The sequence below is a fragment of the Mesorhizobium sp. M0664 genome (assembly GCF_040320565.1).
Classification (GTDB): domain Bacteria; phylum Pseudomonadota; class Alphaproteobacteria; order Rhizobiales; family Rhizobiaceae; genus Mesorhizobium.
Map to the genome: position 1 here is coordinate 238698 of NZ_JAMYPW010000003.1, position 21174 is coordinate 259871.

Sequence of the window (21174 nt, forward strand, 5' to 3'; positions counted from 1 at the left end):
TCTGCAATGATAACAATGCTGTTGGGGACTAAGGGGGGAACAATGGATGAGCAAGAAAGCGCGACTGGCTCTGGCGATTGTGATCGTCGAAGCCGCCTTGGCAGGGCTTTGGTGGAATTTGATCCTTTATGGGATGGACAACCCCGATCGCGTCACCGCTGACTTCCAGCAGGTAATTGGGCAGACGATGGGAACGGCGATGGGCGCGCTCCTGGGTCTCGGCGTGCTGTTGTATTTTGTTGCCGCCCGCAACGACCGCAAGGCTATTGAAGGTAGGCTACGACGTTAGAGTTGGAAACCTTGCTCGCTCGCAAAGTGCCATTCGATCAGCGGTCTCATATGCGGCATCAGCCCGTCCGGCAGGTCGGCTGCATTGCGGATGATGACGGGGCCTTCGATTTCAGGCTCTGATTCGGCGGCGACGAATGCACTGATCCGCTGTGCCAGGTCGTCGGCGGAGGCCGTCTCGCGGTAGCGGCGAAAGATCACCGTGCCGGTTGCCGTCGACAGGGCGTAATAGCGCCTGCCGCGTGTCGCACCTGATAGATCGAGCCCGGTTTCCTCCAGTACCTCGCGGATCATGTTGAAGTCGACGTCAACAATGCCGTCGCGGAAATCGGTTGGCTCGAACGAACCGGCGGCGAAGTAGACGCGCCCGGCATTGACCGTATGCGGTGCCATACGGATCGCCACCAACGCGTTGTCGCCGGCGACCAGCATGGCGTGCGCGTAGGCATGTTCGGCGCCAGGCACCTGTCGATTGCTGCGCCAAAGCATGAAGGTCGAATAACGCACCGCATGGCAACGGCCGACTAGGCGATTGTCGCGATAGCTGAGAGCGGAAAGCAGCACCACGGTGCCGTCGAAAAGCGCCGGCTTGGCCGCGGTCTCACGCCGCCAGTTCGCCGCGATCGCGTCGGCATGATCGCGCTCGAACGGATGCGGGCCGGAATCGAGCCTGACGTCGATGGCATCGACCGGCAGGATGACGTTGCGCGGCAAATCGAAACTCACGCCTGTCTCACACCATGTCGAGGGCAATTGCTACTGGGCAATGGTCGGATGCCTTCGGCCGGTCCCACCCGGCGCGTGGGAAGCGCTCGACCTCCTGGCCCGCCGGAAATATGGTGCGCCAAGGCTGCCCGCTACGGATGATATCGGGAACGGCGGTGGCGTTCTGCCTGGCTAGCGCCCTCGACAAAAGGATGTAGTCGAGCTGGCAGAGATGCCGCTCTTCCGGTCCGCGCGTGTGATAGAAAGTCCAGCGGTCCATTTCCGGCCGCCGCTCGACCGTGTTTTCGCAAAAACCGCCGGCAGTGAGCACGTCGATGCAGGACCGGGTCTCGTCGATCACCTCGAAGCGATGGCCGTCGAAAACATCGCCAGTGATCTTCACGCGCTGCCGGTAGTCGTTCATGTCGCCGCAGATTGCCCAGCGCTTGTCGGCGGCATTATCCTTACCGAAGCGCTCCTCGATGATCCGGCGCACCGCTTGCGCCTCGGCGATGCGCAGCGGCATTGTCGCCTCGCGGCCGTCGAGGCCGTTACGGGGCGAGCCCATCGACTTGAAATGCACGAGATACAGCGTCAACGGCGCGCCAGCGACCGTCAGATCGATTTCCAGGCAGTCGCGTCGGAAGATGCGTTCATTGGCCTGGTGACCAAGCGCTGCCAATTCCGCCGTGTGCAGGCCGAATTGCTCGAACGTGACATAGGCGTAGCTAGTCATGCGCACGAATTCGATTGGCTGGCCCTGCGCGGTCTCGTTGCGCATCATCACGGCGACGTCGATGCCGCGCGAATCATTGCCGGCGGTGGTGTATTTCTGCCGGTAGCCTTGCCCCACCATCTTGAACAGATAGCCATATTCGAAGGCCCTCAGCGCCTCGATATTGTCGACTTCCTGCATGCAGATGATGTCGGCGCGGGTGGCCGCGATCGCCAGCGCCGTCAACTGGCGCGTGTCGTCGGATTGCGCGATCGCCCGCGCCTGCTCGAGCATCTTGTATTCGGCCTCGCTCTGGATGTCGAAAAGCGCCAGTGTGCGATCTTCGTTGAGCTGATTGCGGTATCCGGAATAATCAAACCTGTTCATTAGGTTTTCGACGTTGAAGGTGGCAAGGCGCAGCGACATGGCTTTGAGCTTTGCCCGCAAGCGCGCCCGAAAACAAGGGCGCAGAAACCAGGCGGCTCTGATTGATCGCGCGCTCGCCATGGTTGACGGAACCTTTTTGTTCATCTTCCGTTCAGATGGAAAGTTCCATCAATAGGCCCTTCCCCGAGGTTTCTGGGCGTGGGGCCTGAATTTCGGAGAGTGCGATGAAACCGCTCTTTTTATCTTCCGTCAGATCCGGGCTGATGGCCCTCGGTCTGATCGCCAGCCTCTCGGCCCCGTCGCTTGCCGGGCCGATGCCCAAACCCCTGCTGCCGGTGGCGGGCAACGCTGCCGACATCGTGCAAATTCGTGAAGATTGGGCAGGCGGCAATGACAGGCAGATCTGGCGTTGGCGCAATCGCGGCTTTCGGCAATGGCACGGCGGCGACGATTGGAGATGGCGGTCCCACAATTTCCGCGGCCGTCATTTTTCGAGACACTGGGACAATGGCGGCTGGGACGACAGCTGGCGCTGGCGCCACCATCGCCGCCATTACCGCGGCGGCTACTATGATGATGGTGCGGGTGCCGCGATTCTTGGCTTGGGCCTGGGCCTCGGCCTTGGCAGCCTGTACAACAGCTACAACTACTACGACGCGCCGCCACCGCGCCGCTATTATCGCGCAGGGCGGCTTTCCAGTGCTCATGTCCAATGGTGTTACAATCGCTACCGGTCGTACCGCGCCTGGGACAACACCTTCCAGCCCTATTACGGGCCGCGCCAGCAATGCTACTCGCCCTATAGGTAAGCAGGCCGACAACAAGCATCATTCGGCGCCGTGCTTCGCGGCGCCTTTTTCTTCCAGCCAGGAACCGCGAACATCGCCCAGTCCCGACTGCTGATAACGCTATTTTTATCAGGCAGGTCTAATAATCCTCCCGATCAGAACGCCCGAGACGCGAAAAATGGCTGGATTGCGTGCGATGGCCGAGGACGAACAGAGGGACAAACACCGGCAGCGCGTCTTGAAGGGCGCGACGATCCTGACCGGCGTGAGCAATTCCGAGGTCACATGCACGCTGCGCAACATGCACGCCGGCGGCGCCGAATTGAAGGTCTCGATCGACGCGCGCGTGCCCGATGAGTTCCTGCTCTATGTTCCGACCGACGGCATTGCCTACAAGGCCGTGGTCCGCTGGCGCCGCGAGGATCGTATCGGCGTGATGTTCACCGGTACCGAACCAAAGCCCAGTTGGCACTACGGCTGAGATCCCGGCGCTATCCGGGTGGCAGGACTCGCAGTGTCTGCTCGTCAAACAGCGGCTCATCCTGGCCGACGCGAACGAATAGAAGCTTTCGCAGTTCGGGTGATTGCACCTCGAAATACTGAATGCCGTCCGGGGCTTCGCCCCATTCGCCGCAAGGCGGTACGCCGACCTCGTCAGGGTTGGCGACGGTCTTCAATTCCTCACGATAGGCGGCATTGGGACTGAAAACATACCGGAGGATGCGCGCGGGCGTCGCCCCTTCGGTGTAAGGCATGAGCACGCAACGTGTGCTGATGGCTTTCTCGGTCTTCTCCGTAAAAATGCGCTGCAACGCAGCATCGGCGGCCTCGCCAGGCAGCATATCGAAGACTTCGACGACAGGATCGGCCGGCCCGCCGTCGCTGTATTTGATGGCAAGAGCATTGCCGCCAAGCTCGAAATGAATCCGGCGAAGACCGAAATCGCAACGCTGCACCCAGGCAGCCAGCCCGACATCCCTGTCCGCCAGCCGTTCCCAAGCGCATTTGTCGACAGGCGGACGCGACGGCTTGCTTTGGTCGGCACGAGCGCCGGTTGCCATGGCAACAAGGACCGGCAGGGCGCAGATGCAGGCCGGCAGTCTCTTGCTATTCATCGCTGCAACCCGACAAGGTAAAGGCATCCCAGGCTGAACCGTCGGGATTGGCATTGGCGAAATCGGGCCATTCGGTAAAAATCGCGCCGAAGTCAGGCAACAGCAACCCTGCCGGTGCCGGCGAGGCTTCGCGGGAATTCAACTGCTCGGCACCGCCTGCATTGAACGCATAGACTTGCCCATCCCACACTCTGCACAGCCCGGTGCCGTCCTCGAGACCAGCCTCACGATCGTCGTCGGTGCAGGTGTGCCGGATCGTGCCCACAGGAAAGGAGTACTTGCCATTGGTCCAGGTAATGTCCGACGGCAGACGAATGTCGGTATTGGGCACGATCAACGAAAAGACCTCGGTCGTCAGCGCGGCCGGCTCGTTGTTGGTTGGCCGGAACTGTATCGTCGCTCCCGAACGCGGCTCGCGATAGGTCGCATGGCTGAGCGAACATTCTGTTGCGTTCGCTGCTTGCAACAGGCTCAGCATGCTCAGAAAAATAGCTGCTGCTTTGCGGATGATCATTTAAGTCCCTTGGAGCAGCATCATTGTGAAGTTTGAGCATCGATGCTTTAGCATGGCCCAAGGCCGCGTCGAAAAGAAAGAATCGATGATGCGAAATCTCTTGATGCTCATTTCGATCTTAACATTTACGTGCGGCAGCGCCTTTGCCACGGAACCCTATGTGGGCACATGGTCCGGGGACAGATCGAACTGTACCGCCGTTGCGGATGTTCAACGCCAGACTGTCTACACATTGTACCGCGACGCGCTGTCGGTCCCTGCTCTCGGCTGCGAACACGCATCGTTTCTCAAGACGCCTACGGGCTGGGTGGCTCGGGCCAGCCAATGCTACGGATCCGACCCGTCGGCCGAAGAGCCGTTCTCCCGTGTCATCCATATTGTGGTCGACGGGGCGACGGTGAGATTGACATGGCCTGGCTTCGACAGCGGAGTTCTTGTCAGATGCTGAAGACAGGCGTCTTTTTCCGCTGGATATGCAGCCTAGGACAGCAGCTTCAGATGACGCCTACCAGCAGCGCGGCTCCACCGAGGAGGCCAACTGCGCAGACCCACAGGAGCCAGAGCCCGCTCACCCTGCATTCGAGAACCGCTGCAACCGGGTTGTCGGGATCGTAGTGGACCTCGACCTTGTCGCCCTGGAGGTAGCGCTGCGATCGACCGCTGACGAGGCTCGGCAGCGAAGCCGTCACGTTTGCGCCGAACGCGATGCGATCGGCGGCGTAGCGCTGGCCGGCGACGCTATAGCTGTAGACGACGCGGGATTTGAAGACTGTCCGCCAGGGCCGATAGCCGCCTCCGGACCTGTCGCGGGTCTCGAATTTCTGCAGGCCCGAAGCATCGATGCGTCCTGCCGTGATCGGCCATTTGGCCGCCTGTTCCGCAAGTGACTTCTGGGCAAAGCCCATGCGCAGGACAAACAATCCCATGAAAAGCAGCAGGGCAGCGGCGCCGAGGTTCTGCGGCCTGGGCAAAAACGGCCGGATCGCTTCGAGGACGCCGCCGACGGAGAAGACCAATACAAGCGCGCCGACCACCAGCCCGGCCGAAAGCTGGACCATGAACTTGAAGGAGCCGTCGGGCATGGTGCGTTCGATCACCGCCTTGGCTGGATCGGCCGGATTGTAGAAGACGGTTACGCCGGCCCCGTTTGGAAATTTCGCAAGGGTTTCCGCCACTGCAAAGTTTCCAAGGTTCTCCTGCACGCTGTAGTGCGAACTGCGAAATGTCTTGCCGTTCACCTTGTATTCGAAGGTGATTGCCGGGAAGTTGCGGATTTCGGTCGACCCTCTGCTGTCCGAACCGGATCCCGAACTGGTCACCTCGCGGGCCTCGACCCGCGACGAGATGATTTTTCCCGGCGTCGGAGACCAGCGGCTGACCGCCCTCACCTCCCACCATTTCAGCAAGGTGACGAGGGAGAGCATGCCGGCAACCGCGCAGGCAAACCCGATCAACAGAAATTTGAGTTCCAACTCTCACCCCCTTGGCACTTTTGTGCCATGCCCCGCACAGGCATATCACGGTGATGAGGATAGTGCGCCTGTCCAGAAGCCTGGAAACCACACGATCTTGATGCGAAAAGGCCGGCGGATCGCTCCGCCGGCCTTTCTTGATCGGCAATGAAATTGCGATCAGTTCTTGGCCTTGTCGACCAGCTTGTTCATGGAAATTCCCACGCGCCCGCAGGGCGAAGCCCGAGGACGGGTAACGAAACGAACGTGGACGTCCTTCAGTTCTTGGCCTTGTCAACCAGCTTGTTCTTCGAAATCCACGGCATCATCGCGCGCAGCTTGGCGCCGACTTCCTCGATCTGGTGGCTGTCGTTGTTGCGGCGGATGCCCTTGAAGCGCGACATGCCGGCGCGGTATTCCTGCATCCATTCCGAGGTGAACTTGCCGGTCTGGATATCCTTCAGCACGCGCTTCATCTCGGCCTTGGTCTCGGCGGTGATGATGCGCGGGCCCGAGACATATTCGCCCCATTCGGCGGTGTTCGAGATCGAGTAGTTCATGTTGGCAATGCCGCCTTCATAGATCAGGTCGACGATCAATTTGACCTCGTGCAGGCACTCGAAATAGGCCATTTCCGGCGCGTAGCCGGCTTCCACCAGTGTCTCGAAGCCGGCGCGGATCAATTCGACCAGGCCGCCGCACAGCACCACCTGCTCGCCGAACAGGTCGGTCTCGCACTCCTCGCGGAAATTGGTCTCGATAATACCCGAGCGGCCGCCGCCAACGCCGCAGGCATAGGAGAGCGCCAGGTCGAGCGCATTGCCCGAAGCGTCCTGGTTGACCGCGACCAGGCACGGCACACCACCGCCCTTCTGGTATTCGCCGCGCACCGTATGGCCAGGCCCCTTCGGCGCGATCATCACGACGTCAACCGAAGCTTTGGGCTCGATCAGGCCAAAATGCACGTTGAGGCCGTGGGCAAAGGCGATCGCTGCGCCATCGCGGATGTTCGGCGCGATCTCGGATTTGTAGATGTCGGCCTGCAGCTCGTCCGGCGTGGCCATCATCATCAGGTCGGCCCACTTGGCGGCATCGGCTACGCTCATCACCTTGAGCCCGTCGGCCTCGACCTTCTTGGCGGTCGCCGAGCCGGCTTTGAGGCCGACGGCGATGTCCTTGACGCCGGAATCCTTGAGGTTGAGCGCATGCGCCCTGCCTTGGCTGCCATAGCCGATGATGGCGACCTTCTTGCCCTTGATCAGGTTGAGATCGGCATCGCGATCGTAATAGACACGCATTTTTGTTCCTTCCCGTTTTGAATTCAGAGGCCTTGCGGCCCGGTTTTTGCCCCGTAAAGAGCGAGAAACTGCTGCGTCGCCCGGACGGCATCGCCGCCGATCGCCGCATCAGTCAATTCCAGCCGGTCGCCAAGCAGCAGGCGGATCTGCACGTCGCGGGCGACCAGCCCGAAAAAGGTGCGGAACGCCGTCTCCGCGTCGGAAAACTCGAGGAAACCAGCTTCCTTGCCTGCCTCCAGCACCGGTTTAAGGCGCCGGGCCAGTGCGAAGCGGCCGTTCTCCAGCACGATGGCGCCGAGATCGTCCTTCCCCGAACTAGCATGGCCGACCGCCACCCTGTTCAGCGCGATCGAGGTGTCGCTCGAAATTACCTTGAGCCAGTCCGAAGCGAAGCGTTCGAGGCTCGCCGTCAGCGAAGGGAGGTCGAGCCCCTTGCGGTCGACCGGCACTACCCGCACCTTAGACGCCTGCCATTGTACCGTTGCCGTCAACAGCCCGTCGCGATCGCCGAACCATTTGTAGAGCGTCTCCTTCGAGCAGCTCGCCCGCCGCGCCACGGCGGTCATGGTCAACTGATCGCCCTCTTCGACCAGCAGGCGAAGGGCGGCGTCGAGCACGTCCTTCTGCCGCTCCGTCAGCGCCTCGCTGGTTTCGATGTCGGTCACAGCGTGCAACACAGTTTTTCCTCAGGACGCGAACTCACCCGCAGTTCAGATACGAGCTCGATGGCGTACCGTACGTTACGGTTCGGCTTTATGGCGTATTGCCCGACCCGACGCAAGCCTTTATTTCTGTAGCTTGCTCCATGCGGGGCATCACGGGAGACACTGATCATGCTCGCCGGATTGCTTGCGTTGACCGTTACCGCAGTGTTCGCGGGTGCGGCTATCTACGTCAGCGTCGCCGAACAGCCGGCGAGGCTTCGCCTCGAGGACAAAGCATTGCTGCAGGAATGGCAGCCTTCCTACAAGCGCGGCGCCGCCATGCAGGCCTCGATCGCCGTCATCGCCTGTATTCTAGGCCTCGTCGCGTGGTGGCTGACCGGCAATCTCGCTTTTCTGGCCGGCGCTGTGCTGATCATCCTGCCTTGGCCATGGACGCTGCTGGTGATGATGCCGGCAAATAGGTTGCTGGAGGCGATGGACGCGAACTCCGTCAATCCTGAAGCTCGGACATTGATCGCCAAATGGGGCAATCTGCATCTGGTCCGCGTCGGGCTTGGCGTTCTGGCGACGTTGGCATTCCTCTTGGGCAGTGCCTGACCTCGCCAATCGGTCGCCATCTTCGTCATGAAGGCGTGTCACTCCAGGGCGGGCGGATCTCGCAGGCGCCCAAGCAGAGCTGACAGCGCGTCCAGTTCAACATTGGAAAGCCGGGAGCCGACCAACTCCGCGATCGACCGGCCGTAGACAGCCCACATGCGGCGGCGCGTCTCGCGTCCCTTGTCTGTGACGCGGACTGTTTGCCCGCGGCCGTCATCGGCAACTGGAAGCTTCTCGACCTGCCCGTCGGCTTCGAGCCGCGCCAGCAGCCGGGAGATGTTGTACTGCGCAAACAGGGTGCGCTCGGTGAGTTGGAACGGCCGCAATCCGCCCTCGCCCGCCTCGGCAAGCTCGTGCAGGATGTCGTACCAGGCAAGCGGCGGCAGGCCACTGTCCTTCAGCGCGTCCTCGGCTCTTTCCAACAACTGGCGCGAAACCCGCATCAGGCGGGCCCAGGCCTTGATGGCTGGAGGTGAAGGAATCCCGGTCATGATTGCATCGTAGGCGATAGATGCAATTGCATCAAGCTTGACGATCGATGCAAATGCATCTATATAGATGCAATCGCATCAATCACGAGAGGCAATTCCGATGAAGCATGAAATCTGCAAGATCGCCGACATTCCGGAAACAGGCAGCCTCATCGCTCCGTTTTTCGGCCGCGAGGTCCATGTCTACCGCAGCGGCGAGCGTATCCGCGCCGCCGCCAACGTCTGCCTGCATTTCGGTGGCCCGCTCGACTGCAAGGACGGGAAGCTCGTCTGCCAGTGGCACGGCGCCTCGTTCGACATGGCGAACGGTGATCGCCTCGAAGGCCCGGCGCCGAAGGGCTCCCGCCTGATGTTCCTCTCCACCCGCGTCGAGGACGGTGCTTTGAACTATGTCTGGGGGGAGTGAGATGACCGACAAGCTCACTCTCGTCAGCCATCATCTTTGCCCCTATGTGCAGCGCACGGCGATTTCGCTTCGCGAAAAGGGCGTGCCATTCGAGCGCATCACGGTCGATCTCGCCAACAAGCCTGCCTGGTTCAAGGCGATATCGCCGCTCGGCAAGGTGCCGCTGCTCCGCGTTGAGCATGACGGCCAGGAAACGGTGATCTTCGAATCGCTCGTCATCCTCGAATTCCTCGAGGAAACCCAGCCCAATCCGCTGCATCCCACCGACCCCTACGCCCGTGCCCGGCATCGCGCCTGGATCGAGTTCGGCTCGGCAATCCTCAATGCCATCGGCCGCTTCTATTCAGCTCTCACCGAAGCCGCCTTCATCGCCGAACGCGGGGCTCTGGCAGCAATGTTCGATCGCCTGGGAGTGGAACTGGCGAACGGCGCGGCTGGGCCATGCTTCGACGGCGAGCGCTTTTCACTGGTCGACGCGGTCTACGGCCCGATTTTTCGCTATTTCGACGTCTTCGACCGGATCGGCGATTTCGGCATCCTGGACGGAAAGCCGCATGTCCAGGTGTGGCGCGAGGCGTTGCGCAAACGCCCATCCGTGAAGGGCGCGGTCGCTCCCGATCATCCGCAACGCCTCCATGCATTCTTGCAGGCTAAGGGTTCGCACCTTTCGGAAATCATCCGCCAAGGCGATCCGGCCACAGCGCTTCCGCAAGCCCTATCGGCTTGAATGGATTGGGCACCGTTCCTGTAACCATGGAAGCAAGAAACTGCGGCGCCGGCGGGACTTTTGCCAGCGTCGCCACCAGCCTGTCGCGGACGAACGGCATCACAATCGAATCCGATTGATAAAACGGCGTCAGCACCAGCGACAGCGTCTGGAAGACCCGCACATGCCATCGCCGCGCCCGAACGTAAGCTTCCAGCGCAGTATCGATACGGTCCGTTCCTATGAGCGCGTAGTTGAGCGCGGCTGCATCGAGCAGCGCCATGTTCGCGCCCTGCCCGAGCTGCGGGCTTGTCGAATGGGCCGCGTCGCCGATAACGGCCAATCGCCGTCCGGCTGGCGTCTTCATCGTGTGATGGCCATAGCGCGCCAGCGAGAGCTGCTCGAAACTGTCGATCTGGTCGATGAAGGCCGCGCATTCAGGCCACAGCCCGACCAATCTCGCCTTCCATGCCTCGAGACCTGCCGCCCAGACGCGCTCGGCATCCGCCGGCTTGAGGCTCCAGAAGAATGCCGCCATCTTCTGGGCATCCGGCTCGGGCCGGCCGATTGGCAGCACGCCGATCATCACGCTCGCGCTGTCGTAGCGCTGCAGCAGCGCGTGCTCGTCGAAACCCTCGCCGCGCCAGCCAAGCGATGCCCAGAACGCGCCATAGGCGAGCGATCGCGGTTCGCCCGGATTGTTCACGCACCGCCGCAGTTTGGAGCGCGAACCGCTGGCATCCACTACCAGGTCGAACGACCCTATCCGTTGTCCGTTGCCGCAGATCAATGTTGCCCGCTCGCCGGTTTCCAGCGTCTCGAGCTCGATACCTGTCTCAATGGTGAGCGCCTGGCGCCGGGCGGCGCGGAAAAGCACGCCGAACAGAGCCGCGCGGTGCACCGCCAGCCCGAAGCGGCCGCCACTCCGGGCATCGTAGCGGACGTCGAGCACTGTGCGGCCGGTCTTGGCATCTGCACCATGCAGGCGGTCTATGCGGCTGCCCAGCGCCAGAATGTCATCGAGCAGGCCGAGATCGGCAAGCACCGTCAGCCCGGTCGGCTGCAGGATCAGCCCGGACCCGACCGGTTGTGGCTGGTCGAAGCGCTCGAAGATGGTGACCCTATGTCCGGCGCGCGTGAGATAGAGCGCGGCGGCAAGTCCAGCCGGCCCGGCGCCGGCAATCGCGATGTCCAGAGAATTGCCCATCTGCCCGCCCCAACCCAGGCCGGACAATCCTTCAGCACCGCCGCTAAATCAAGCCGCCGTCTCGGCCTGGAGGCTCAGCCTTCGGCAGCATCGAAAACCTTCCGTGCCTCGCGTACAGCGCCGTGATTGAGCTCGGCCCATTGGATCAGCTGATGCAAGGGTCCAAACATCGAGCGCCCGAGATCGGTGAGGCTGTATTCGACGCTCGGCGGTTTGGTCGGGAACACCTGGCGATGCACATAGCCGTCGCGCTGCAGATCGTGCAGCGTCTGGGTGAGCATGCGCTGTGAAATATCGGGCACCAGCCGCCGCAATTCGCCGAAGCGGTACGGCTTCTCGGCCAAGGCCTCCATCAACAGTGAACTCCATTTATTGCTTATGCCCTGGATCACGTCGCGAACCGGGCAATCCGCAAGGTTTCCGCCACCGCTGCCTGCTTTGTATATCTCGAGCTTCGATCTCAGATTGACGATCTTGCCGTCCATGGCTGGTTCCCTGGGTGTGCCTACCTCCCGCAAAACTGCCTTCTTTACGAGGATGGGTCAATTCCTATTTTAGTGCTGGTCTCTTTTTGAGACTAACATATGCACCCGCCGCTCCGGCGCAACGTCAGGACATCTCATGACCGACACCCTTCTCGTCACCGGCGCCTCCGGCCAGCTTGGCCGCGGCGTCATTAATCATCTGCTTGACACGCTCAAGGTCTCCCCTCAGCGCATCATCGCCGCCACCCGCAACCCGGAAAATCTGGCCGATCTGGCAGCCCGAGGCGTCACCATCCGGGCAGTCGACTTCGACGACGCCACGTCGTTGGCCAGTGCATTTACCGGTGCGGACAGGGTTCTGATCATTTCGACAAACGAGCTCGCCGTTCCGGGCAAGCGCCTGAAGCAACATGAGGCTGCGGTCGCCGCAGCAAAAAGCGCCGGCGTTTCGCATCTGCTCTACACGTCGATGCCCAGTCCGGAGCCAGGATCGCCGGTACTGTTTGCGCCTGATCACCACGGCACCGAGCAGGCGATCAAGGCGAGCGGTATCCCCTACACCATCTTCCGCAACGGCTGGTATCAGGAGAACCTGTTCATGGCGCTGCCGCACGCCATCGCGTCGGGGCAGTGGTACACATCCGCCGGAGACGGCCGCATTGCCCATGGCGCGCGCGACGACATGGCCGCGGCGATCGCCGCCAGCCTTGCTTCGAGCGGAACCGAAAGCACGACATACACGCTGACCGGCCCCAAGGCCCACACGATGGCCGAGATTGCAGCCCTCGTCACCGAAGTTACCGGCAAGCCGATCGAGGTCGTCCAGCTTTCGGACGAAGCGCTGACCGGGGGATTGAAGGCAGCCGGCGTCCCCGAAGGTTTCGCGCCTGTCATCGTTTCCTTCGACACCAACACACGCTCCGGCCGCATCAGCATGGTGACGGACGCGATCGAGACGCTGTCCGGCAGGAAGCCGCGGCCGCTGAAGCAATTTCTTGAAGCAAACAAGGCGGCTCTGGTGAGCTGAGCCTGACAAATGGCGGTGCCCTTCGAAGGGCACGGCCGTTTGCTCAGATAGCCACCTGCGTTCCGATCTCGACGACGCGTCCGGTCGGGATCTGGAAATATTCCGTCGCATCGGCCGCCGTGCGCGCCAGCCCGATGAACAGCTTGTCCTGCCAGACCGGCATGCCGGAATTGGGCGAGGCCTTGAGAGAGCGCCGCGACAGGAAGAAGGACGTCGTCATGATGTCGAACTTCCAGCCCTGTTTGCGGCAGATCGCCAGCGCACGCGGGATGTTGGGCTGCTCCATATAGCCGAAGGTCAGCGTCACCCGCATGAACAGCTCGTTGACCATTTCCATCTTGACGCGCTCGCTGTCGGGCACGACAGGCTGCGGCGCAGTCACCACCGAAAGGATGACGTTCTGCTCGTGCAGCACCTTGTAGTGCTTGAGGCTGTGCATCAGCGCCGTCGGCGCGCTCAGCGGGTCGCTGGTCAGGAACACCGCGGTGCCCGACACCAGATGCGGCTTCTTCTTCAGCAGATTGCCGGCGAGGAAATCCAGCGGGATCTCGTTCCGGCGCGTCTTGTCGAACAAATAGCGGCTGCCGCGGATCCAGGTCCACATAGTCATCACGATAACTGCGGCGATGGCAAGCGATGCCCAGCCACCTTCAAACACCTTGACTATGTTGGCGGCAAAGAAGCCGGTATCGACGAAGGCGAACACGGCCATCAAGGCGATCGCGACGCCGAGCGGCCATTTCCAGATGCGCGTCATCACAACAAAAAGCAGCACATTCGTCACCAGCATGTTGCCGGTCACCGAAATGCCGTAGGCCGAGGCCAGGCGGCTGGATTCGCCGAAGCCGACCACCAGCAACATCACTACCAGCGCCAGCATCAGGTTGATGCGCGGCAGATAGATCTGGCCCGACTGTTTTTCCGACGTATGCTGGATAACGAAACGCGGCAGCATATTGAGCTGCACCGCCTGTCTGGTCAGCGAAAAAGCGCCGGAGATCACCGCCTGGCTGGCGATGACGGTCGCCGCCGTCGCCAGCACGACCATCGGAATAAGCGTCCAGCCCTGGTTCATCTCGAAGAATGGATGACCGACAACGCCGCCATTTGCCAGCACGAAGGCGCCTTGCCCGACATAGTTGAGCAACAGACAAGGAAACACGATTGCCAGCCAGGCGAGTACGATCGGCTTGCGGCCGAAATGGCCGAGGTCGGCATAGAGCGCCTCGGCGCCGGTGACGGCGAGGAAGACCGCACCAACCGTGACGAAGGCGACATCGGGCGAGTTGACCAGGAACGACACGATGTAATGCGGGCTGATCGCCAGCAGGATTTCCGGATCGGCGATGATGTGGTTAATGCCGGAAAGGCCGATGGCCAGGAACCACAGCGCGGTGACTGGCCCGAACACCAAACCTACGCCGCCGGTGCCGAATCGCTGTACCGCAAACAGGATCGCCAGGATGGCCAGTGTCAGTGGCACCACATAGGGCTGGAATGTCGGCGTGACGACGTTCATACCTTCGACCGCCGATAGCACCGAGATCGCCGGCGTGATGACTGCGTCGCCGAAAAAAAGCGCCGCGCCGACGATGCCGATGCCGAGGATCACCGCCGAGCGCGTCGGGAAGCTGTTGCGCGCCAGCGCCATCAGCGACAGCACCCCGCCCTCGCCTCGATTGTCGGCGCGGAGCACGAACATGATGTATTTGATGGTGACGGTGATCGTCAGCGACCAGATGATCAGCGACAACACACCGAGGATGTCGCCACGGTTGGCGACGTTGCCACCGGCCGATGCGTGCAACGCCTCGCGAAATGCATAGATCGGGCTGGTACCGATATCGCCGTAAACCACGCCGAGCGCGCCCAGCATCAGCACCTTGGTGCTGTGCTGCTCGACCTCAGAATGGCTGGATTGTTCGACAGGTTCTGCCTCGTTACCAGCATTGGTAAGGGCCATGGACGACACTCCGGTAAGCGGGCGGTGCTCTACGCTTGCTGCGCTGCAATATCAAGTGCCGTCACGTAATGGCTCCGTCCCGATATTGCGAGCCCTCCACGACTTGGCAGACTCAGTCCGATCGGCAGACCACCTGGAATGTCGCAACGGACACGTTTTTAAATAGCCACCTGCGTCCCGATCTCGACGACGCGTCCGGTCGGGATCTGGAAATATTCCGTTGCATCGGCCGCCGAGCGCGCCAGCCCGATGAACAGCTTGTCCTGCCAGACCGGCATGCCGGAATTGGGCGAGGCCTTGAGAGAGCGCCGCGACAGGAAGAAGGACGTCGTCATGATGTCGAACTTCCAGCCCTGTTTGCGGCAGATCGCCAGCGCACGCGGGATGTTGGGCTGCTCCATGTAGCCGAAGGTCAGCGTCACCCGCATGAACAGCTCGTTGACCATTTCCATCTTGACGCGCTCGCTGTCGGGCACAACCGGCTGCGGTGCCGTCACCACCGAAAGGATGACGTTCTGCTCGTGCAGCACCTTGTAGTGCTTCAGGCTGTGCATCAGCGCGGTCGGCGCGCTCAGCGGATCGCTGGTCAGGAACACCGCGGTGCCCGACACCAGATGCGGCTTCTTCTTCAGCAGATTGCCGGCGAGGAAATCCAGCGGGATCTCGTTCCGGCGCGTCTTGTCGAACAAATAGCGGGTGCCGCGTATCCATGTGGACATGATCAGCCCCATGCCGCAGGCGACCGTGATCGACACCCACCCGCCTTCGAGGATCTTGACGACGTTTGCGAGGAAAAATCCGGTATCGATCGTGCCGAACAGCAGTGTGAGCGCGGCCGCCAGTGCAAGCTGCCATTTCCACCGGAACCGCATCACCACGAACAGCAGGATGGTCGTCATAAGCATTTCGCCAGTCACCGAAATGCCATAGGCGGAAGCCAGCGCACTCGAACTGCCAAAGCCGACAACCAGCAACATCACGCCCAGCGCGACCACCAGATTGACCCGCGGCATGTAGATCTGGCCGGATTGCATCTCGGAAGTATGCTGCACCTCGATGCGCGGCAGCAGATTGAGCTGTACCGCCTGGCGAGTCAGCGAGAACGCGCCGGAGATCACCGCCTGGCTGGCGATCACCGTCGCTGCCGTCGCCAGGCCAACCATGGGCATCAGGGCCCAATCAGGCAGCATTTGGAAGAACGGATTGGTGGGTTTGCCGCCATTGGCCAGGACGAACGCCCCTTGTCCGAAATAGTTGAGGAGCAGACAAGGGAACACGACGGAGAACCACGCCAGCACTATTGGCCTGCGGCCGAAATGGCCGAGATCGACATAAAGGGCTTCGGCCCCGGTGACCGCCAGGAACACAGCCCCGACCGTGACGAACGCACCGGTGGGCGTATTGGCCAGATAAGCGACCGCGTAATAGGGATTGATCGCCAGCAGGACCGACGGGTCGTCCAGCAGATGGTAGACCCCGGCGGCACCGATCGCCAGGAACCACGCTGCCGTCACCGGTCCGAACACGGCCGCCACCCTGCCGGTGCCAAAGCGTTGCACGGCAAAAAGCATTGCCAGGATGATCAGCGTGATCGGAACAACATAAGTTTCCAGCGTCGGGGTCACCACTTCCAGGCCCTCGACCGCCGAAAGCACGGAGATGGCCGGCGTTATGATGGCGTCGCCGAAAAACAGCGCCGCGCCGCAAAGTCCGATCCCCAGAATGAACCGGGCTCCCTTTGGATAAGCGTTGCGCGCAAGCGCCATCAGCGACAGCGTGCCGCCCTCACCCTTGTTGTCGGCTCTGAGCACGAAAGCGACGTACTTTATCGTGACGATGATCGTCAGCGCCCAGACGATAAGCGACAGCACGCCAAGGACGTCGTTGCGCGCTACCGGTCCCGACGATGCGTGCAGCGCTTCCCGAAACGCGTAGATTGGGCTCGTGCCGATATCGCCGTAAACCACGCCCAACGCGCCCAGCATCAAAACTCTGGTGCTGTGCTGTTCGGCCTTGGAGTGGCTGGATTGTTCGATGGGTTCTGCCTCGCTACCGGCGTGGGCAAGAGCCATGGACGACACTCCCATAGACGTGCGGCGCTCGACGCTGCGGGATGGAAAGGACGCGCTGCCGTGCCCGGAACGCATGGCCTATCGGCTCGCCTTTCTCTACCAGCCACAAGCCTTCAGAAACCGCCTGACCGTTGCGGCCATGCCATACTCCAACGCATCGGCTGTCAACCCATGTCCGATCGACACTTCGGCCAATGCTGGGATGCGCCTGGCCAGCGCCGGCAAATTGCTCACCACAAGGTCGTGCCCGGCGTTGACCTGGAGCCCTGCCGCCAATGCGGCATCCGCCGTCTTTCCCAATTTCTCCAATTCCTTCGCCGCTTTTGCCGAATCGGAATGATAGCTGCCGTATGGACCCGTATAGAGTTCGATCCGATCGGCGCCGGTGTCGCGAGCGGCGTTCACGCCAGCGGGATCCGGATCCGAAAACAGCGACACGCGAAAGCCTCCCTTCTTCAGGCGCTTGACGACCGGTGTCAGGAACGCAGCCTCGGCGGCGAAGTTCCAGCCATGGTCGGAAGTCGCCTGCGCCGGGTCGTCGGGCACCAGCGTCACCTGCTCGGGCTGATGCTTTTCCACAAGCGCCAGGAACTCCTCGGTCGGATAGCCCTCGATGTTGAATTCCGCATTCGGGAACTCGTCGTCGATCAGCGCCCTGATCTCAGGCAGATCGGAATGCCTGGTGTGCCGCTCGTCGGGTCGCGGGTGCACCGTGAGCCCATGCGCGCCGGCGGCAAGGGCGATGCGTCCGAGCCCCGTCACGCTTGGCCACGGCAGGTCGCGCCGGTTGCGCAGCATGGCGATCGCATTGAGATTGACGGAAAGCTTTGCAGGCATTTGCACGGCTCCAGGCTGATCTTGGCGCGCATCTATACCGCCTTTAATGGGAACAGACAGAGGGTTTCAGGTGTTCCAAGGTGTGCGAAGGAAATCGAGCGCAAGGAGTTCCCTGTTGAATTTTCTCGAGGCCGTGCCGGCGGTTCGCCGCATCGACACCGATCGCGAAGACCTCTTCGCCATCGATGTCGTCGGCCATGTCGCAGCGGCTGACGCCGAAAACCTGTTCGGATTGCTGGAGGCGGCCTATGCGCTGCATCCGAAGATCGACGTGCTGGTGCGCCTGATCGACCATGAGGGTGTCGACTGGGCCGACGTATCGGACGAGACGATCGAACAGGGCATAGCTCATGCCGTGGAGCATATCGGCCGCTGCGCGGCGATCGGTGAGCCGAACTGGATACCGGAGGCAAGAGCCTTTTTGCCTGCCTCTTTGCCTATCGAACTCCGGCATTTCGAGGCCAAGGACGAAGCCGCCGCCTGGGAATGGCTTGACGCCAGACCGATCGCCCAGCGCTGATACGACGGACCTGACAGCCCTATCGGACGATCGTCAACCGTTCGGCCGCGCGCGTGATAGCGGTATAGAGCCAACGCTGGCGAGTTTCCTTGAATGCCCAGCTTTCGTCGAAAAGCACGATCTCGTTCCATTGCGACCCTTGCGCCTTGTGCACGGTCAGTGCATAGCCATAGTCGAAATCGTCGAAACGTTTCTTCTGCTGCCAGGGAATGTCGGCGTCCGGATCTTCGAATGCCGCCTTGAGCAGCTTGATCTTGGCGACGCCGCGATCCGGGTCGTCTTCCTCCGGCGAAACCAGCAGATTGATGCCAGGCTTGACCGTCTCGCGCGACGAGGTCATCACCTTCCACAACGAGCCGTTGAGCAGTCCCTTGGCCGGATCGTTGCGCAGGCAGACCAGCTTGTCGCCGGCTTGCGGATAATCGGCGTTGAACCCCTTCAGCTCGCGCAGCCGCTGGTTATAACGGCGGCGCGTACGGTTGGTACCGACCAGCACCTGGTCCGCCTTCAGCACCAATTCCTGGGTGACGTCTTCCTTGCCGATCACTTGCGCCGCGCCATAGTCGCCGCGCATGAACTCGCGGCCCTCGCGCACGTCAAGCGCCAGCCGGATGATCGGGTTGTCTCGCGCTTGGCGATGGATTTCGGTGAGCAGAATGTCCGGCTCATGGTCGGTGAAGAAGCCGCCGCCGGAGATTGGCGGCAACTGGCCGGGATCGCCGAGCACCAGGATCGGCGTGCCGAAGCTCATCAGGTCACGGCCGAGCTGCTCGTCGACCATCGAGCATTCGTCGATGACGACGAGCTTGGCTCGCGAGATCGGGCTCTGCCGGTTGAGCGAAAATGTCGGCGACATCGATGTCTTGCCGGTCACCTCGTCCGCTACCGATTCCTCGCCCTTCGGCCGGTAGATCAGCGAATGGATGGTGCGGGCATTGACCGCCCCCTTGGAACGCAGCACCTGCGCCGCCTTACCGGTAAACGCGGCGAACTGCACCTGGCCGTCGACATGCTCGGCGAAATAGCGCGCCAGCGTCGTCTTACCGGTGCCGGCATAGCCGAACAGCCGGAACAGCTGCGGCTTGCCTGCTTTCAGCCAGCCGGCCACCGCCTTCAGCGCCTCGTCTTGTTGAGGAGAGAATTCCATCAGCGCGACAGACCGGATTCGCGAGGGAAAGACAAGGTGACTGCCGTCACCGGCAAATTTTCATCGCCGGCAATCACGCCGCTGCGACAGGGTCAGGCTATCAGTGACGAACAGGAACGTAAAGAGAACAAGGCCGGGCGGCCGCAGCTTACCCGGCCCGCTGTGGATCGTTCTCCAGCTGGATCGGCTTGCCATGCGGCGTTGCGTGCGCGGCGCGTTCCCAGGCAGCGGCGAGCGCATCGACGTCGCGCTTTCCGGCAACGCCCTTGGCCAAAAGCAGCTTTTCCAGCGCTGCCAGCCAGTGCTCGTAGTAATCGTGACCGTCGCGCGCGGCGCCCGGCCGCTTCACCTCTGCCGACAAAGCATCCGCCCATTCGCTCCACGAAAACAGCCCGTTGTCGTGCAGTGCTACCGTCATGGCAAAGGCCTCTGCTTGCCACGGCTCGGCAAACACAGGCGCCTCGACACCGGCGGGCAGCATGGCGGCAACTGAGCCCGTCTCACGCCGGCTCAAGGTAGCTCTCCCAGGCGTCGATCGACACGACAAGTGTCGGATCGGCGCCCTCGCCCCAGATTTCGCCGCCGGTGAAGGCCACCGTATAGACCCATTGCGGGTTTTCGCCCTGGCCGTGCGCATTGGTGTCGGGAAAGACAAAGCCGTCGCGCACAGCCTCGACGACGCCTCGCTTGCCGCGTGCATAGCGCGGCAGTCTGGTGTGGCCGGTCGGATGAAAGTTCTTGGTTCGCACGGGGTCGCCCGCCTTGAACCGCGCAGGCGCGGCGACAGGCCGGTCGCAGTGCCCGCCCTTGGCCAGCACCGCCGGAACGTCCTTAGCCTTCAGCACCCGTTTGGGTGTCGCTGCCGGGTCGACTGCGTCGCCCGTAGTCAGGTCCCGGTCGCTGACGAAACCATGGCGTTTGAGCAGCACCTCCAGCGCCTTGATCCATATCTGGTAGTAGCTGGAGGCATAATAATCCGCTGGATGCAGCGATTCCCGCGCGTGCCGGCTCTCGTCGATGGTCCAGGCGCCCATGGCGCCGGCGCACAACGTCACGCCCAGCGCCCGCCTTTCCCAATCGGCATGGAAATAGGGTTCGTCAGGTTCGGGCGCGACCGGCCCGAAACCCATCTGGCCGCCGAGATCCTGCGGCCCGTTCATGCCGGTTCCCGCACCAACGCCGTGCCGATCATGGCATCGCGCGTCACCAGATCGGCGAGCCTTGCCTCATCCCAGCCCTCCGTACCCCGGGGGCGCATCGGCACCACCAGATAGCGCAGCTCGGCGGTCGAATCCCACACCCGGATTGTCGTCCTCGCCGGCAAGGTCAGACCGAATTCCTCGAGCACGCCGCGCGGATCGATCACTGCGCGCGAACGGTAGGGCGGCGCCTTGTACCAGACCGGCGGCAGGCCGAGCACCGACCACGGATAGCAGGAGCATAGCGTGCAGACGACGAGGTTGTGCGTGTCGGCCGTGTTGAACACCGCCTGCATGTGCTCGCCTTGCCGGCCGGTGTAGCCGAGCGATTCGATTGCCGCCGTCGCATCACGCTTCAGCCATGCGGCAAACCCGGGATCAACCCAGGCCTTCGCCACCACCTTTGCGCCGTTGCGCGGCCCGATCTTAGTCTCATAGGTGTCGACGATAACATCGATCGCCGCCGGATCGATCAGGCCTTTGCGGGTGAGAATCGTCTCCAGCGCGCGCACCCGCGCCGCAAAGGGATCAAGCTCGTTGTCGTGGTCGTGATTGTGCGGCATGGCGTCAAATTACGATCGCGGACCCCCG

26 protein-coding genes are annotated in these 21174 nt (G+C 62.0%); 9 read left to right on the forward strand and 17 right to left on the reverse strand.

The genetic code is table 11. The features are described from left to right. The first annotated feature begins 46 nt into the window (after nt 1-46). Nucleotides 47-289: a hypothetical protein gene (locus NKI39_RS06625; RefSeq protein ID WP_352636669.1), complete on the forward strand. Its 243-nt coding sequence runs from the start codon at nt 47-49 to the stop codon at nt 287-289. Here NKI39_RS06625 and NKI39_RS06630 read toward each other — a convergent pair. Then, a complete protein-coding gene (locus tag NKI39_RS06630; protein WP_352831143.1) occupies nt 286-1014 on the reverse strand; it encodes a hypothetical protein in 729 nt (242 codons plus the stop codon). The two genes, NKI39_RS06625 and NKI39_RS06630, sit on opposite strands and share 4 nt — an antisense overlap. 7 nt (nt 1015-1021) lie before the next feature. After that, nucleotides 1022-2134: an endonuclease/exonuclease/phosphatase family protein gene (locus NKI39_RS06635; RefSeq protein WP_352539592.1), complete on the reverse strand. Its 1113-nt coding sequence runs from the start codon at nt 2132-2134 to the stop codon at nt 1022-1024. Here NKI39_RS06635 and NKI39_RS06640 point away from each other — a divergent pair. From NKI39_RS06640 to NKI39_RS06650, 3 genes are all read left to right on the forward strand, one after another. Then, nucleotides 2133-2270: a hypothetical protein gene (locus NKI39_RS06640; RefSeq protein WP_352470206.1), complete on the forward strand. Its 138-nt coding sequence runs from the start codon at nt 2133-2135 to the stop codon at nt 2268-2270. The genes NKI39_RS06635 and NKI39_RS06640 overlap by 2 nt on opposite strands. 49 nt (nt 2271-2319) lie before the next feature. Next, nucleotides 2320-2904 carry a BA14K family protein gene (locus tag NKI39_RS06645; RefSeq protein ID WP_352539591.1) on the forward strand — a complete coding sequence of 195 codons (585 nt, stop codon included), beginning with the start codon at nt 2320-2322 and terminating at the stop codon, nt 2902-2904. A gap of 175 nt (nt 2905-3079) precedes the next feature. Next, entirely contained in the window at nt 3080-3364 is a 285-nt protein-coding gene (locus tag NKI39_RS06650) for a PilZ domain-containing protein (protein WP_352470452.1), read from the forward strand. Between the two features lie 10 nt (nt 3365-3374). On the opposite strand, the gene NKI39_RS06655 is transcribed toward NKI39_RS06650, so the two are convergent. From NKI39_RS06655 to NKI39_RS06675, 5 genes are all read right to left on the reverse strand, one after another. Continuing rightward, nucleotides 3375-3998 carry a hypothetical protein gene (locus NKI39_RS06655; protein ID WP_352831145.1) on the reverse strand — a complete coding sequence of 208 codons (624 nt, stop codon included), beginning with the start codon at nt 3996-3998 and terminating at the stop codon, nt 3375-3377. Then, complete coding sequence (locus NKI39_RS06660; protein ID WP_352539589.1) at nt 3991-4512, reverse strand: hypothetical protein; 522 nt, start codon at nt 4510-4512, stop codon at nt 3991-3993. Before NKI39_RS06660 ends, NKI39_RS06655 begins: the two co-directional genes overlap by 8 nt. A 494-nt stretch (nt 4513-5006) precedes the next feature. Beyond that, entirely contained in the window at nt 5007-5984 is a 978-nt protein-coding gene (locus tag NKI39_RS06665; protein WP_352831147.1) for a DUF3592 domain-containing protein, read from the reverse strand. Between the two features lie 257 nt (nt 5985-6241). Then, nucleotides 6242-7261, reverse strand: coding sequence for a ketol-acid reductoisomerase (gene ilvC, locus NKI39_RS06670; protein ID WP_352831149.1), 1020 nt, complete (start codon nt 7259-7261; stop codon nt 6242-6244). A gap of 23 nt (nt 7262-7284) precedes the next feature. After that, nucleotides 7285-7938: a TetR/AcrR family transcriptional regulator gene (locus NKI39_RS06675; protein ID WP_352539587.1), complete on the reverse strand. Its 654-nt coding sequence runs from the start codon at nt 7936-7938 to the stop codon at nt 7285-7287. A 156-nt stretch (nt 7939-8094) separates the two neighbouring features. On the opposite strand from NKI39_RS06675, the gene NKI39_RS06680 reads away from it, so the two are divergent. After that, nucleotides 8095-8523: an anthrone oxygenase family protein gene (locus NKI39_RS06680; protein ID WP_352768909.1), complete on the forward strand. Its 429-nt coding sequence runs from the start codon at nt 8095-8097 to the stop codon at nt 8521-8523. Nucleotides 8524-8561: 38 nt separating this feature from the next. Here NKI39_RS06680 and NKI39_RS06685 read toward each other — a convergent pair whose 3' ends face one another. Beyond that, nucleotides 8562-9014 (reverse strand): MarR family winged helix-turn-helix transcriptional regulator, encoded by a 453-nt coding sequence (locus NKI39_RS06685; protein WP_352539585.1) that lies wholly within the window; start codon nt 9012-9014, stop codon nt 8562-8564. 100 nt (nt 9015-9114) lie between these two features. Here NKI39_RS06685 and NKI39_RS06690 point away from each other — a divergent pair, with 100 nt between their 5' ends. Then, nucleotides 9115-9420, forward strand: a complete 306-nt coding sequence (locus tag NKI39_RS06690; RefSeq protein WP_352470198.1) for a Rieske (2Fe-2S) protein — start codon at nt 9115-9117, stop codon at nt 9418-9420. Between the two features lies 1 nt (nt 9421). After that, nucleotides 9422-10147, forward strand: a complete 726-nt coding sequence (locus NKI39_RS06695) for a glutathione S-transferase family protein (RefSeq protein WP_352768912.1) — start codon at nt 9422-9424, stop codon at nt 10145-10147. Here the strand turns inward: NKI39_RS06695 and NKI39_RS06700 are convergent. After that, the gene (locus NKI39_RS06700) at nt 10095-11333 is read right to left on the reverse strand and encodes an FAD-dependent oxidoreductase (RefSeq protein WP_352768915.1); all 1239 of its coding nucleotides are present in this window, start codon (nt 11331-11333) and stop codon (nt 10095-10097) included. The two genes, NKI39_RS06695 and NKI39_RS06700, sit on opposite strands and share 53 nt — an antisense overlap. A gap of 74 nt (nt 11334-11407) precedes the next feature. Then, entirely contained in the window at nt 11408-11818 is a 411-nt protein-coding gene (locus NKI39_RS06705; protein ID WP_352466906.1) for a winged helix-turn-helix transcriptional regulator, read from the reverse strand. A 136-nt stretch (nt 11819-11954) separates the two neighbouring features. On the opposite strand from NKI39_RS06705, the gene NKI39_RS06710 reads away from it, so the two are divergent. Continuing rightward, a complete protein-coding gene (locus tag NKI39_RS06710) occupies nt 11955-12845 on the forward strand; it encodes an SDR family oxidoreductase (protein ID WP_352831151.1) in 891 nt (296 codons plus the stop codon). Between the two features lie 43 nt (nt 12846-12888). On the opposite strand, the gene NKI39_RS06715 is transcribed toward NKI39_RS06710, so the two are convergent. The 3 genes from NKI39_RS06715 to NKI39_RS06725 form a co-directional block, all read right to left on the reverse strand. Next, nucleotides 12889-14808, reverse strand: coding sequence for a potassium transporter Kup (locus NKI39_RS06715; RefSeq protein ID WP_352450049.1), 1920 nt, complete (start codon nt 14806-14808; stop codon nt 12889-12891). A gap of 158 nt (nt 14809-14966) precedes the next feature. Further along, nucleotides 14967-16880, reverse strand: coding sequence for a potassium transporter Kup (locus NKI39_RS06720; RefSeq protein ID WP_352815360.1), 1914 nt, complete (start codon nt 16878-16880; stop codon nt 14967-14969). A 96-nt stretch (nt 16881-16976) separates the two neighbouring features. Next, nucleotides 16977-17717, reverse strand: a complete 741-nt coding sequence (locus NKI39_RS06725; protein ID WP_352471639.1) for a pyridoxine 5'-phosphate synthase — start codon at nt 17715-17717, stop codon at nt 16977-16979. Nucleotides 17718-17832: 115 nt separating this feature from the next. Here NKI39_RS06725 and NKI39_RS06730 point away from each other — a divergent pair, with 115 nt between their 5' ends. Next, nucleotides 17833-18237: a SpoIIAA family protein gene (locus NKI39_RS06730; RefSeq protein WP_352450052.1), complete on the forward strand. Its 405-nt coding sequence runs from the start codon at nt 17833-17835 to the stop codon at nt 18235-18237. Nucleotides 18238-18256: 19 nt separating this feature from the next. On the opposite strand, the gene NKI39_RS06735 is transcribed toward NKI39_RS06730, so the two are convergent. The 4 genes from NKI39_RS06735 to nthA form a co-directional block, all read right to left on the reverse strand. Beyond that, nucleotides 18257-19384, reverse strand: coding sequence for an ATP-dependent DNA helicase (locus NKI39_RS06735; protein ID WP_023720791.1), 1128 nt, complete (start codon nt 19382-19384; stop codon nt 18257-18259). 148 nt (nt 19385-19532) lie between these two features. Beyond that, nucleotides 19533-19865: a nitrile hydratase accessory protein gene (locus NKI39_RS06740; protein WP_156937343.1), complete on the reverse strand. Its 333-nt coding sequence runs from the start codon at nt 19863-19865 to the stop codon at nt 19533-19535. A 19-nt stretch (nt 19866-19884) separates the two neighbouring features. After that, entirely contained in the window at nt 19885-20544 is a 660-nt protein-coding gene (gene nthB, locus NKI39_RS06745; protein WP_352767821.1) for a nitrile hydratase subunit beta, read from the reverse strand. Beyond that, entirely contained in the window at nt 20541-21146 is a 606-nt protein-coding gene (nthA, locus tag NKI39_RS06750; RefSeq protein ID WP_352501008.1) for a nitrile hydratase subunit alpha, read from the reverse strand. Before nthA ends, nthB begins: the two co-directional genes overlap by 4 nt. Nucleotides 21147-21174 lie beyond the last annotated feature (28 nt).